Origin of the sequence: Bradyrhizobium japonicum USDA 6 (genome assembly GCF_000284375.1) — a bacterium.
Classification (GTDB): Bacteria; Pseudomonadota; Alphaproteobacteria; order Rhizobiales; family Xanthobacteraceae; genus Bradyrhizobium; species Bradyrhizobium japonicum.
The window spans coordinates 2,259,165-2,271,903 of sequence record NC_017249.1; the positions used below are offsets into that span (position 1 = coordinate 2,259,165).

Consider the following 12,739-nt stretch of genomic DNA (forward strand, 5'->3'; position numbering starts at 1 on the left):
AGCCGGCGAACGGCTCTGACTGGAGGACTCTCAAAACATGTCCGTCGCACAACTTGCAGTCCTGGACACCGGCTCCAACCGGACACTTGCCGAACGTCTGATCGACCAGCTCGCCGACCGCATCGGCGGTCTCGGCGTCGAGCTCGCCGACATCGCCGGCAACGTCCAGGAAGTCGCAAACCGCGTCGCGAACCAGTCCGAACGGTTTCATCACCTCCAGGAGACGGCCGAGACGATGGTCTCGGCCAATCACGATATCGCCAATGCCTCACAAGCGGTGCAATCGACCGCATCGGCGGCGGTCGGCGAGATCGCGCAGTCGCGCGGCGCGGTCGACACCGCGGTCAGCCACATCTCCGAGCTCGTCGCAGCCGTGGAGCGGATCGAGGCCCGCCTGAGCGCGGTCGGCTCGGCACTGGCGCAGGTGGCAAAGGTGTCCGGCTCGATCGAGGCGATCGCCAAGCAGACCAATTTGCTCGCGCTCAACGCCACCATCGAAGCGGCCCGCGCCGGCAATGCCGGCCGCGGCTTTGCGGTGGTGGCAAGCGAGGTCAAGAATCTCGCGGAGGCCACCCGTGCGGCCACGCATCAGATCTCCGACACCGTGCGCGATCTCGACGGCCAGATCGAAGGCCTGATCGGCGAGAGCAGCGACGCCTCGCAACGCGCCAAGACGGCCGGCGAAGGCGCCCAGCAGATCTCCGGCATCATCTCGCGGGTCCAGCAGGGTTTTGCCTCGGTGGAAGCGGAGATCGACAGCGTCACGCGCGCCGCCACCTCCAATCTCGGCCATTGCGACACAGTCATCAGCGAGCTCAACGAACTCGCCAAGGGCGTCGACCTGTCCTCGCGCGATCTCAAGAACGCCGATCAGCGCGTGACAAAACTGCTCGACACGTCCGAAGCGCTGATCGCGATGATCGCCGACAGCGGCGTGGAGACATCGGATGCGCCGCTGATCCGCGTCGTCGTCGAGACCGCAAGGCGGATCTCGGACGAGTTCGAGGCCGCAATCGACCGCGGCGAGATCACGCTCGACCAGCTCCTGGACGAGAACTACCGGGAAATCCCCGGCACCGATCCCAAGCAATACAAGACCAGCTACGTCGACTTCACCGACCGCGTGCTGCCCGCCATCCAGGACCCGATCCAGAAGTCAGACCCCCGCATCGTGTTCTGCGTCGCCTGGGCCAAGGGCGGCTATCTGCCGACCCACAACCCGAACTACCGCCTGCCGCAGGGCAAGGACCCCGTCTGGAACAACGCCAATTGCCGCAACCGCCGCCTGTTCAGCGACCGCGCGGTGAAGAAGGTCGCGGCCAACACAAAACCGTTCCTGCTCCAGACCTATCGCCGCGACATGGGCGGCGGGCAGTTCGTGCTGATGAAGGACCTGTCCTCGCCGATCGTGATCCGCGGCAAGCACTGGGGCGCCTTCCGGATGGGATTTCGGCAGAGCTGACGCCCGCCGCGACGGCAGCCCTGGCGTCCCTGAATCAAAAATCCGGAAAACAACCCCATGCACAGTAGCCGGGGCGTGGGGAATCAATGGCTTGGATGCCTGATGAAGAGACTCACCTAGCGCGCCGACGGAGGTGCGTTCCCTCCCCCGCAAGGGGGGAACGGAGAGAGCTGCGCCTTGCCGCCGGCCGAGCCTGATCGGACTTCAACTCATCACGCTGCACGTGTTGAATGTGGCCATTGCTCCGTCGGGCAAAACAGGAGCATGATGTCATCATCACGCATGTCGGCCGTCCGGCCATTGGCCGTTGCAATTGATCCCGTGCCCGCGCGCGCTGCCGCCCGACTTTCCCAATCGCACGTATTTCATCATCGCATGAATTTTCGCATTCGCACGATCATCTGCGGCGATCAACGGTGCTGCGACGAAAATGCGTCAAAACATGACGCTTATCATATCAATTAGCCCAATTCCGTTGCAGCAATCGCCGCACAAATTCGTGAACGTCATGGCCTGACGCGCCGGCAGCGCAAATATGCATCGCCGGAAATTCTGGCGCTTCATCGTTTCGCATCGGTATGATTATTGTCGCGCACGAATTCGCCGACCTGATCGCCGCAAGCGATCAAGCGAGCAAGGGGATGCTTATGGCAACAACTCTCACCATCAACGGCGAAACCAAATCGTTCGACGCGCCACCGGAAATGCCGCTGCTGTGGGTGCTGCGCGACATACTCGGCATGACCGGCACCAAGTTCGGCTGCGGCGTCGCGCAATGCGGCGCCTGCACGGTGCATGTCGACGGCAAGGCGGTGCGGTCCTGCGTGCTGCCGGTCAGCGCGGTCGCAAACCGCGCCATCACCACCATCGAGGCCGTCGGCAACACGCCCTCGGGTGCGAAGGTGCAGAAGGCCTGGCTCGATGCCGAAGTGATCCAGTGCGGCTATTGCCAGTCAGGCCAGATCATGGCCGCGGCCGCACTGCTCGCGACAACGCCGCACCCTGATGATTCCGACATCGACGCCGCGATGGCCGGCAACATCTGCCGCTGCGGCACCTACGTGCGCATCCGCGAGGCCATCAAGCAAGCGGCCAACGGCCGGCAGTCGTGAGGTCCGCCATGAATGCACACAACAACGTCTCCCGCCGCACGCTTCTGACCGGCGGTCTCGCCACCGGTGTCCTGCTCGCCTTCCATCTGCCGCTGCGCGCCGCCGCCAACGAGCCGGTGCAGCGCGATGTGACCGACGGCAAGTTCGCGCCCAACGCCTTCATCCGGATCGACGAGACCGGCCGCACCATCCTGATGATGCCGCAGGTCGAGATGGGCCAGGGTACCTACACCTCGATCTCGGCCGTGATCGCCGAAGAGTTGGATGCCGACTGGAGCAAGGTCGAGGTCCAGCACGCCCCGCCGAACGACAAGCTCTATGCCAATCCGACCTTCGGTCTCCAGGTCACCGGCAACTCGAACTCGATTCGCGCCTGGTGGCTGCCGCTGCGCAAGGCCGGCGCCACCGCCCGCGCGATGCTGGTGCAGGCCGCGGCCAGCCAGTGGGGCGTCGATCCCGCAAGCTGCACGGCATCGAAGGGCGAGGTCGCGCATGCCGCGAGCGGGCGCAAGCTCGGCTATGGCACGCTGGCGCTTGCAGCCCAAGGCCAGACGCCGCCGAAGGATGTTGCCATCAAGGATCCCAAGGATTTCGTTCTCATCGGCCAGCCGCTGAAGCGGCTCGATACGCCTGACAAGGTCAATGGCAAGGCGCTCTACGGCATCGACGCGATCCTGCCCGGCATGAAGATTGCCGCGATCGCCAATTGCCCGGTGTTCGGCGGCAAGGTCGGCAAGGTCGACGACAGCGCCGCGGTGAAAGTCGCCGGCGTGCGCAAGATCGTCGTGCTCGACGACGCCGTTGCCGTGATCGGCGATCACATGTGGGCGGCGAAGAAAGGTCTCGAAGCGCTCAAGATCGAGTGGAACGAGGGGCCGAACGCCAAAATCAGCACCAGGGACATCTGGGACGACCTGCGCAAGGCCAGCGAGAAGGACGGGGCGGTCGCAAAATCCGACGGCGACATCGCCAAGGCTCTCGCCAGCGGCGACAGGTTCGAGGCGGCCTACGAGCTGCCGTTCCTCGCGCACGCCTCGATGGAGCCGATCAACGCCACCGTCCACGTCAGGCCGGATGCCTGCGAGATCTGGACCGGCACACAGATCATGACCCGCGTGCAGTCGGAGGCCGCCAAAGCCGCCGGCCTTCCCGTCGACAAGGTGATCGTCAACCAGCATTTGCTCGGCGGCGGTTTCGGCCGCAAGCTCGAGCCGGACATGGTGGTCGCGGCGGTCAAGATCGCCAAGCAGGTCGACTATCCCGTGAAGGTGGTGTGGACCCGCGAAGAGGACATCCAGCACGACGTCTATCGCCCGGTCTATCGCGACCAGATCACGGCATCGCTGGTCGACGGCAAGATCGCAGGCTGGAAGTACAAGGTCGCGGGCTCCGCCGTGCTGGCGCGCTGGCTGCCGCCGGCGTTCCAGAAGGGCATCGACATCGACGCGATCGACGCCGCCGTGGATGCGCCCTACGACTTCGCCAACTTCCATGTCGAATATGTCCGCGCCGAGCCGCCGGCGGTGCCGACCGGCTTCTGGCGTGGCGTCGGCCCGAACAACAACGTATTCGCAGTCGAATGCGCGATGGACGAGCTCGCGCGCAAGGCAGGCAAGGATCCGATCGAATTCCGGAAGTCCATGCTGACCAAGAACCCGCGCATGCTCGCGGTGCTCAGCCAGGTCGCCGAAAAATCCGGCTGGGGCCAGAAGCTGCCGCCGCGCGTCGGCCGCGGCATCTGCGTGCAGCCGTCCTTCGCAAGCTTCATCGCAACCGTGGTGGAAGCCGAGATCGACGACATCGGCGAGATCACGCTGCGCCGCATCACCTCGGTGGTCGACACCGGCATTGCGGTCAACCCCGACACGGTGAAGGCGCAGATCGAGGGCGGACTGATCTTCGGGCTCACCGCCGCGCTCTATGGCGAGATCACCATCGACAAGGGCCGCGTGCAGCAGTCGAACTTCCACGACTACCGCATGATGCGCATCAACGAGACGCCGAAGATCGAGGTCACCGTGGTCAAGAGCGGCGAGGCGCCCGGCGGCATCGGCGAAGCCGGCGTCAATGCCGGACCACCGGCGCTGCGCAACGCGATTTACGCCGCAACCGGCGTGGCGCTGCGGCGCCTGCCGATCGACCGGAAACTTCTGGCTGCGGGGAAGAAGGCATGAGCGGCAAGATGCGTATCCTCGCAAGCCTGGTCGTGATCGCCATCGTGGTGGCGGCGCTCGGCGTCTGGATCATCCGCGGGCCCGGCCCCCTCGACTTCGCCGGCGGCACCAAAGTGGCGCTGGCGGATTATCGCGCAGGCAAGCCGACCGGCGTACCGGCCAAGCTGGAGAAAGCGAGTCTGGTCGAGCGCGGCGAGTATCTCGCGAAGGCGGCCGACTGCATGGTCTGCCACACCAAGCCCGGCGAGAAGGAATATTCCGGCGGGCTCGGCTTCAAGCTGCCGTTCGGCACGCTCTATTCGACCAACATCACGCCGGACAAGGACACCGGCATCGGCAATTACAGCGACCAGGATTTCCTCAACGCGGTCCAGCGCGGCACGCGTCATGACGGCGCGCGGCTCTATCCGGCCATGCCCTACACGTCCTACACCTACATGACGGACGAGGACGTGCTGGCGGTGAAGGCGTATCTGTTCAGCCTGCCGGCGGTGCGCGCGAAAGCGCCCGACAACACGCTGTCGTTCCCGTTCAACCAGCGCTGGGCGATGATCTTCTGGTCGGCCGTGTTCAATCCGGACACGCGCTTCGCGCCGGATACCTCGAAGAGCCCGGAGTGGAACAGAGGTGCGTATCTCGCCGAAGCGCTGGCGCATTGCGGCGAGTGCCACACGCCGCGCAATCTCGGCTTTGCGCTCGACAACCGCAAGAAGTTCAGCGGCGCGATCACGGCGGGCTGGCGCGCCTTCAACATCTCCTCCGACAAGGCCACCGGCCTCGGCAATTGGCGCGACGAGGACCTGATCTCGTATCTGTCGCTCGGCCACGCACCGGGCCACGGCTCGGCCTCGGGTCCGATGGGCGAAGCGGTCGATCGCAGCTTCAGCCAGTTCGCCCCCGAAGACATCCGCGCGGTCGTCGCCTATCTGCGCAGCGTGCCGCCGGTGGCCTCGCCCGACCTGCCTGCCACCACGGCGCCGGCCGCGCCCGCCTCGCACAAGGACGGCGTCACGGCCGACGCACGCGGCAAGAAGGTGTTCGCCAGCGCCTGCGCCAGCTGCCACGGCTGGAGCGGCGAAAGCCCGGTCTCGCCGATGGCGACGCTGACCGGCACCTGGGCCGTCAACGACCCCGCCGCCACCAACGTCGCGCAGATCGTGCTGTCAGGCACCAAGCGACATACGCCCGACGGCGCGCTCTCGATGCCGGCCTTCGGCGATGCGTATAGCGACGACGAAATCGCGGCGGTGGCGAACTACGTCACGGCGCGGTTCGGCACCAAGGGCTCGAAGCTGACGGCGAAGGACGTCGCCGAGCTGCGGGAGCAGACGGCGGAGTAGGTGTCGCCGCGAACACCACTGCACCTTCTCCCCTTGTGGGGCTGTTGCGTAATTCGTCAATTGTGATTCCCTAGGGCAAAGCCTTGGAGGGTAGCGATGGCGGTCAAGCGGACGGGACAGCCGAGCTTTGTGGAAGCGCTGATGCCGAAGGGGGCCGGCGCCAATGCGGCGCTGGATCGGCTGGCTGGCCTGGTCAAGTGGTACCGGTTCGAGAAGCTGATCGGCCATTTGCGGGATGAAGGGAGCCCCGGTCGACCAGGCTATCCGGTGTTGGTGCTGTTTCGTGCTGTGCTGTTGCAGTCGCTGTATGGTCTTTCGGAGCGCGAACTCGAGGAAGCGCTGGGCGACCGGTTGTCGTTCAAGCGCTTCGTCGGTTTGAGCCTTGAGGATGCGACGCCCGACCACACGGTCCTGAACCGCTTCCGGAACCAGCTCGTTGAACAGGGCCTGCTGGAGAAGCTGTTTGGCGAATTGGATCGTCAGCTTGAGAATGCTGGCGTGATCCTCAAGCGCGGCACGATGCTGGATGCGACCTTGATCCAGGCAGTCTCGGCTCCGCCCAAGGAGGATCGCCCCTCAAACGACCCTGATGCCCGGTTTGCCAAACGGCAGGGCAAAAGCGGCTCGACCTTCGGTTACAAGGCCCATGTGGGTGTGGACGAAGGATCCGGCTTGATCCGCGCGGTGCTGACCACACCCGCTAACGTCAACGATACGACACCTGCGGACGCTTTGATCCGGGGCGATGAAGCTGCGGTGTGGGCCGATGCGGCTTACGACACCCATGCCCGACGGGCCCGGCTGAAGGCGGAGGGCAAGAAACCCCGCATCGCTCGTCGGCCCAACAGACATCATCCGGAACTGCCGCCCAGGCTCAAACGCTACAACCTCCTCATCGCGCGCCGCCGAGCCCAGGTCGAGACCACCTTCGCTACTCTCAAACGCCGCATGCGGCTGACCTGCATCCGCTACGTCGGTCTGATCAAGGCGACCGGGCAAGTCGTGCTCGCCGCGATCGCCTTCAACATGAGGCGGTGGGCCACAATCGCCGCGTGAGCCACCCTCCGAGGGCGACAACTACAGATCTTGGCAGGCAATTGCCGGGACCAAGGCCTTCGTTCCTGACGTCTTCAGCCTCAAGAGCTGATAACGCAACAGGCCCCCTGCGGGAGAGGGTGGCTCGGCGGCGAGACGGGTGAGGGGTATCTCTCTGCGAGTCCACTCTCACATGAGTGCGCCGACAGAGGCCCCTCATCCGGCGCCATAGCCGAAGCTTCGCTTCGGCGTTCCTAAGAACGGCGGCCGAAGGCCGCCTATGCCACCTTCTCCGACAAGGGGAGAAGGGCAGAGCCTGTGCGGTGAGCGCCGCGGACTACGGCGCCGCGCGCCGCGCCAGAAACCGCGTGATTGCCCCACCCAGCTTCGCGCTGTCCATTGGCTCCGCGAGCGACTCCCTCGCGGTCGCAACGACATCCTCCGGCGCCTTGCCGTCGCGCAGCTCGCAGCACACTTGCGCGAACCCCACGTCGAATTCCGGATGCGGCTGCACGGTCAGCGTGGTGCCGTTGGCGTAGAGCAGGCCGGCATGCGGGGTGAATTCGGACGAGAGGATCGTCAGCGCATCGATGGGCGGCTCGACCACCTGGTCCTGATGCGAGGCGGCGATCGCGACCGCTTCGCCTTCGACGACGCCGTTCTCGGGCAGCACCTGATAGACGTGCCGGCCGATGCCCCAGCCCTTCTCCGACTTCTGCACGGTGCCGCCGAGCGCCTGCGCGATCAGTTGATGGCCGAAGCAGACGCCGACCATCGGCGTCTTGTTGGCGTAAGCCGTGCGTACGAAATCTTCCAGCGGCGCGATCCAGTCGAGCCCGTCATAGACGCCGGCGGCAGCACCGGTGATCAGCACGGCCTCGAGCTTGCTCGGATCGGGCAGCGCATCGCCATTGGGGATGCTGACGACGTCCACCGTGGCCGTCGGGTCCTCGGCGCGGACCATGCGTTCGAACATGTCGGGAAACGAGCCATGCTGCTCGCGGTATTTCTGTGGGACTTGTCCGGTCTCGATGATGGTGATGCGTGCCATGTGCCCCCAAGGTCAAAAGATTGCGAAGCTCAGTCGCTTTCTGCCCCATGTTGCTGGTGTGGCGCTGTGCGCTCCAGCAGTGCGCTCTCTTTCCGGACCTCGTTGAGAAACGCCTTGGCAAGGCGCGACAGCGGTTCGGCTTCCGACCATAGCATATAGGCCACCGCATGCGTCGTGGGCGTGAACGGCCGCACCACGAGGCCGCTGCCGCCGTTCTGCCGCGGCGAGAACGGATCGACCACGGCGGCGCCGACGCCGGCGGCGGCGAGCACGCAGGCCGTGTTGCAGTAGCGCACCTCGACGGTCGGCTGGAACGGCGCGCCGGCGCGGGCAAAGCTGTCGCGCACGGCCTCACCGAGCCGCGTGCCGCGCTCGAGCCCGATGAAGGGCATGCCGGACAGATCGGCGGCCGAGATCACCGGCTTGTCGGCAAGCGGATGCCGCGGCGGCAGCACGCAGACCATCTCACCGGTATGCACCACCTCATGCGCGATGCCGGGATGATGCGTCAGCCCGAGCGCGAAGCCGAGCTCGGCGACGCGGCTGAGCACGCCTTCGATGATGCCTTCATAGCGCCGCACGTCGAAGAACACGCGCGTCTCCGGGCGGCGGCGAAGGAAGCTCGAGAGCGCCGACGGGATGATGCTGTAGGCCAGCGGCGGCGTCGCGACGAGAGCGAGATGGCCGGAGCGGTTCTCGCGCAGATCGCGGACGCGGTTCTCGAGCTTGGCGTGCAGCGCGAAGATCGCTTCGCTCTCCTTGTAGAGCGCCATCGCCTCCGCGGTCGGAAACAGCCGGTTGTTGACGCGCTCGAACAGCGCAAAGCCCGCCTGCGTCTCCATCGTCTTCAGCGCGTTGCTGACCGCGGGCTGCGACAGCGCCAGTTCGTCCGCCGCCGCCACCGTGGTGCGATGGCGGATGACGGCACGCAGGATCTCGAGCTGACGCAGGTTCATATCACTGCCGATTATACTCTGGGCCAAAACATCATAGCAGAACGAATTGATTTTGCAGCCCCGCTTGCGCGTAATGGCGGCGGATTTGCACGTCGCATCAAAGGGTTCATTCGCCCATTGAGGCAGCACTGCGCACATATTGGAGGCAATCTTGGTTCGTGTCCTTCGCGCCGCCGCCGCTCAGATGGGGCCGACGCAAAAAGCCGATACGCGCGAGCATACGCTGGCGCGGATGCTCGACATGCTGGAGCAGGCCGCCGGCCGCGGCGCCAGCCTCGTGGTGTTTCCCGAGCTTGCCTTCACCACCTTCTTCCCGCGCTGGCTGCTCGAAGGCGACGCGCTCGACCATTATTTCGAGCGCGGCATGCCGAACCCAGCGGTGGCAAAGCTGTTCGACCGTGCGCGCGCGCTGCGCGTCGGCTTCTATGTCGGCTATGCCGAGCTGACGCCGGACGGCCGCCGCTACAATTGCGCGATCCTGGTCGATCGCGACGGCGAGATCCTCGGCCGCTATCGCAAGGTGCATCTGCCGGGCTCGGTCGAGCCGCGCGAGGGCGCACGCTACCAGCAGCTCGAGAAGCGCTATTTCGAATATGGCGACCTCGGCTTTCCAGCCTTCCGCGCCGGATCGGCCTGGGCGCATGCGATCATGGGCATGATGATCTGCAACGACCGCCGCTGGCCGGAATCCTGGCGCGTGCTCGGCCTGCAAGGCGTTGAGCTCGTCTGCATCGGCTACAATTCGGCCGCCTATGATCCCAATGGCGGCGTCACCGAAGACGCGTCCTTGCGCACCTTCCACTCGACGCTGGTGACGCAGGCCAACGCCTACATGAACGCGACCTGGGCGATCTCGGTGGCGAAGGCGGGTGAGGAGGACGGCTCCGGGCTGATCGGCGGCTCCTGCATCGTCGATCCCAACGGCCGCATCGTCGCGCAAGCCCAGACTTTGGCCGACGAGGTGATCGTCGCCGATATCGATCTCGATCTCTGCCGCCAGGGCAAGGACAAGATGTTCAACTTCGCCGCCCACCGGCGGCCGGAGCAATACAGGGTGATCACCGAACGCGCCGGCGTCATCGAGCCGGCCGTTCTCGACGCGGACTGACTGGCACGGCGCTGGCAAAGGACTCAAAGCAAAACGTTGGCAAAGGAGCTGACATGATACGCCTCTCGCTCTCTCTCGGTCTCGCAATACTGGCTACCGTAACGTCGGCGCAAGCGGCGGAGCTTCCGGCGGAGATCAAGCAGGCTGGCGTGCTAAAACTCACGGTCAACTCCACCTACGCGCCGATGGAATATCGCGATCCCGCCACCAACGAGCTCGTCGGGCTCGACGTCGATCTGGCCAACGAACTTGCCAAGCGGCTTGGCGTAAAAATCGTCTGGAGCGAGACCCCGTTCGCCGAGCTGATCCCGTCGCTCCAGACCAGGCGCGCGGACTTCATCATCTCTGGCATCTCCGACCGCGCCTCGCGGCGCGAGACCGCCGATTTCGTCGACTACCTCGCGACCGGCCCGCAGTTCTTCGTGATGGCGGACAATGCGGCCAAGGACGCGACGGATCTCTGCGGCAAGAAGGTCGGCACCACCCGCAGCACCAGCTTTCCGGTCGAGATCGAGAAGTGGAGCAAGCAGAACTGCGAGCCGGCCAGCAAGCCGGCGATTCAGTACGTCCCCGGCGAGAACTCGATCGACGTCCGCAACCAGCTCAAGCAGGGCCGCATCGACGCCGCAGTGCAGGGCAGCGAGACGCTGCCTTACGCGCAGACGCAGGAGCCCGGCAAATACCGCGTCGTCGGCGAGCCCTTCGCCAAAGGCTATCAGGGCATCATGTTCCGCAAGGACGATGCGGCCTTGCGCGAGGTCGTGACGGAGAAGCTCACGGCGATGATCGCCGACGGCGCCTACAAGGCCGTCCTCGACAAATGGGGCCTAGGGGCCAACGCGGTGGCCCAGCCCATGCTGAACGCGGCACCGCAATGAAGCCGGTGCCGGCACTCGCGGAGGGTTTCCCTGATTTGTCGGGGATGCGGATCGCGCGCGAGCCGCATTGGTTTCGCTGGCTCAGCGCGGCCCTGATCGTCCTCGTGCTGGCGGCGATCGTGCGCGCCTTCGCTGGCGGTCAGATCGAATGGTCCTATGTCAGCCGCTTCCTGACCGCAAAAGTCATCCTCGAGGGCATCGTCAACACGATGGTGATGGCAGTGCTGGCCATGGCGCTCGGCATTGTCCTCGGCGTCGTCGTCGCGGTCATGCGGCTGTCGCCGAATCCGGTGCTGAAGACGGTCGCGGCCGGCTATACTTGGCTGTTCCGCGGTACGCCGCTGATCCTGCAGCTGCTGTTGTGGTTCAACCTCGCGCTGGTGTTTCCGACCATCGGCATTCCCGGCCTGTGGTCTGCGCGCGCGGTCGACGTCATGACGCCGTTCCTCGCCGCGCTTCTCGGGCTCGGCATCAACCAGGGCGCCTATACGTCCGAGGTGATGCGCGCCGGCATGCTGTCGGTCGACATCGGGCAATACGAGGCGGCGCAGGCGATCGGCATGGGGCGGCTGCGCGCGCTGCGCCGGATCATCCTGCCGCAGGCGATGCGGGTGGTGATCCCGCCGCTCGGCAACGAGTTCATCGGCATGGTGAAGGCGACCTCGCTCGCGAGCGTCATCCAGTATCCGGAACTGCTGCACAACGCCGAAAACATCTACTACGCCAATTCGCGCGTGATCGAGCTGCTAATCGTTGCCGGGCTCTGGTACCTGCTCGTGGTCTCGATCCTGACGCCGCTCCAGATGCTGCTCGAACGCCGTTTTGCCCGCGGCACATTGCGGCTCGCGCGATGACAAAGCCCCTCGTTGCGATCCGCTCCGTCAGCAAGAGCTTTGGAGAGTTCCAGGCTCTCAGAAGCGTCTCGCTCGACGTCTGGCCCGGCGAGGTGATGTGCCTGATCGGCGCCTCCGGCTCCGGCAAGACCACGCTGCTCCGCTGCATCAATCAGCTCGCCGCGATCGATGCCGGCGGCATCTGGCTCGACGGCGAGCTGCTGGGCGTGCGCGAGCAAAGCGGCAAGCTCTATCGTCTCAGCGAGCGGGAGATCGGGCGGCAGCGGCTGAAGACCGGCATGGTGTTCCAGCGCTTCAACCTGTTTCCGCACAAGACCGCGCTGGAGAATATCACCGAAGGTCCACTTCAGGTGCAGGGGCGCAAATCCGACGAGGTGCGCGCGGAGGCGCTCGAACTGCTCCGGCGCGTCGGATTGTCCGCCAAGGCGGATTGGTATCCCGCGCAGCTCTCCGGCGGCCAGCAGCAGCGCGTGGCGATTGCGCGCGCGCTCGCCATGAAGCCGATGCTGATGTTGTTCGACGAGCCGACCAGCGCGCTCGATCCGGAACTCGTCGGCGAGGTGCTCGCGGTCATGAAGGAGCTGGCGACGAGCGGCATGACCATGATGGTGGTGACGCACGAGCTCGGCTTCGCGCGCGAGGTCGCCGACCGCGTCGTCTACATGGATCAGGGCGCGATCGTCGAGCAGGGGCGCGCCTCGGACGTATTGGGTGCGCCGCGCGAGGAGCGCACCAAGGCATTTCTTTCGGCAGTGATCTGAAATGGGGG

At 65.4% G+C, this 12,739-nt stretch carries 11 protein-coding genes; 9 read left to right on the forward strand and 2 right to left on the reverse strand.

All coding sequences use genetic code 11. From position 1 onward, the window contains the following. Positions 1-37: 37 nt before the first annotated feature. The 5 genes from BJ6T_RS10555 to BJ6T_RS10575 all read left to right on the forward strand — a co-directional run bounded on the left by BJ6T_RS10555 (position 38) and on the right by BJ6T_RS10575 (position 7,144). A complete protein-coding gene (locus tag BJ6T_RS10555) occupies positions 38-1,462 on the forward strand; it encodes a methyl-accepting chemotaxis protein (RefSeq protein WP_014492336.1) in 1,425 nt (474 codons plus the stop codon). Positions 1,463-2,109: 647 nt separating this feature from the next. Further along, positions 2,110-2,574, forward strand: a complete 465-nt coding sequence (locus BJ6T_RS10560) for a (2Fe-2S)-binding protein (RefSeq protein ID WP_014492337.1) — start codon at positions 2,110-2,112, stop codon at positions 2,572-2,574. An 8-nt stretch (positions 2,575-2,582) separates the two neighbouring features. Continuing rightward, complete coding sequence (locus BJ6T_RS10565) at positions 2,583-4,748, forward strand: xanthine dehydrogenase family protein molybdopterin-binding subunit (RefSeq protein ID WP_014492338.1); 2,166 nt, start codon at positions 2,583-2,585, stop codon at positions 4,746-4,748. Next, positions 4,745-6,088 (forward strand): c-type cytochrome, encoded by a 1,344-nt coding sequence (locus tag BJ6T_RS10570; RefSeq protein WP_014492339.1) that lies wholly within the window; start codon positions 4,745-4,747, stop codon positions 6,086-6,088. Before BJ6T_RS10565 ends, BJ6T_RS10570 begins: the two co-directional genes overlap by 4 nt. 96 nt (positions 6,089-6,184) lie before the next feature. Beyond that, positions 6,185-7,144 carry an IS5 family transposase gene (locus tag BJ6T_RS10575; RefSeq protein ID WP_014491453.1) on the forward strand — a complete coding sequence of 320 codons (960 nt, stop codon included), beginning with the start codon at positions 6,185-6,187 and terminating at the stop codon, positions 7,142-7,144. Positions 7,145-7,460: 316 nt separating this feature from the next. On the opposite strand, the gene BJ6T_RS10580 is transcribed toward BJ6T_RS10575, so the two are convergent. Together BJ6T_RS10580 and BJ6T_RS10585 are read right to left on the reverse strand one after the other, a co-directional pair. After that, positions 7,461-8,174, reverse strand: coding sequence for a type 1 glutamine amidotransferase (locus tag BJ6T_RS10580; RefSeq protein ID WP_014492340.1), 714 nt, complete (start codon positions 8,172-8,174; stop codon positions 7,461-7,463). Between the two features lie 29 nt (positions 8,175-8,203). After that, on the reverse strand, positions 8,204-9,130 hold the full coding sequence (locus BJ6T_RS10585; protein WP_014492341.1) for a LysR family transcriptional regulator: 927 nt from the start codon (positions 9,128-9,130) through the stop codon (positions 8,204-8,206). Between the two features lie 151 nt (positions 9,131-9,281). Here BJ6T_RS10585 and BJ6T_RS10590 point away from each other — a divergent pair, with 151 nt between their 5' ends. From BJ6T_RS10590 to BJ6T_RS10605, 4 genes are read left to right on the forward strand one after another with little or no spacing between them, the layout of a single operon-like run. Continuing rightward, positions 9,282-10,238: an N-carbamoyl-D-amino-acid hydrolase gene (locus BJ6T_RS10590; protein ID WP_014492342.1), complete on the forward strand. Its 957-nt coding sequence runs from the start codon at positions 9,282-9,284 to the stop codon at positions 10,236-10,238. Between the two features lie 53 nt (positions 10,239-10,291). Beyond that, on the forward strand, positions 10,292-11,116 hold the full coding sequence (locus tag BJ6T_RS10595) for an ABC transporter substrate-binding protein (RefSeq protein WP_014492343.1): 825 nt from the start codon (positions 10,292-10,294) through the stop codon (positions 11,114-11,116). Beyond that, positions 11,113-11,970, forward strand: coding sequence for an amino acid ABC transporter permease (locus BJ6T_RS10600; RefSeq protein WP_014492344.1), 858 nt, complete (start codon positions 11,113-11,115; stop codon positions 11,968-11,970). The genes BJ6T_RS10595 and BJ6T_RS10600 overlap by 4 nt, the downstream gene beginning before the upstream one ends. Further along, positions 11,967-12,731: an amino acid ABC transporter ATP-binding protein gene (locus BJ6T_RS10605; protein WP_014492345.1), complete on the forward strand. Its 765-nt coding sequence runs from the start codon at positions 11,967-11,969 to the stop codon at positions 12,729-12,731. The genes BJ6T_RS10600 and BJ6T_RS10605 overlap by 4 nt, the downstream gene beginning before the upstream one ends. Positions 12,732-12,739: the final 8 nt, after the last annotated feature.

Coding starts and splice junctions, on each gene's coding strand:
- BJ6T_RS10555 (WP_014492336.1), top strand. CDS start 38: ATGTCCGTCGCACAACTTGCAGTCCTGGACACCGGCTCCAACCGGACA.
- BJ6T_RS10560 (WP_014492337.1), top strand. CDS start 2,110: ATGGCAACAACTCTCACCATCAACGGCGAAACCAAATCGTTCGACGCG.
- BJ6T_RS10565 (WP_014492338.1), top strand. CDS start 2,583: ATGAATGCACACAACAACGTCTCCCGCCGCACGCTTCTGACCGGCGGT.
- BJ6T_RS10570 (WP_014492339.1), top strand. CDS start 4,745: ATGAGCGGCAAGATGCGTATCCTCGCAAGCCTGGTCGTGATCGCCATC.
- BJ6T_RS10575 (WP_014491453.1), top strand. CDS start 6,185: ATGGCGGTCAAGCGGACGGGACAGCCGAGCTTTGTGGAAGCGCTGATG.
- BJ6T_RS10580 (WP_014492340.1), bottom strand. CDS start 8,174: ATGGCACGCATCACCATCATCGAGACCGGACAAGTCCCACAGAAATAC.
- BJ6T_RS10585 (WP_014492341.1), bottom strand. CDS start 9,130: ATGAACCTGCGTCAGCTCGAGATCCTGCGTGCCGTCATCCGCCATCGC.
- BJ6T_RS10595 (WP_014492343.1), top strand. CDS start 10,292: ATGATACGCCTCTCGCTCTCTCTCGGTCTCGCAATACTGGCTACCGTA.
- BJ6T_RS10600 (WP_014492344.1), top strand. CDS start 11,113: ATGAAGCCGGTGCCGGCACTCGCGGAGGGTTTCCCTGATTTGTCGGGG.
- BJ6T_RS10605 (WP_014492345.1), top strand. CDS start 11,967: ATGACAAAGCCCCTCGTTGCGATCCGCTCCGTCAGCAAGAGCTTTGGA.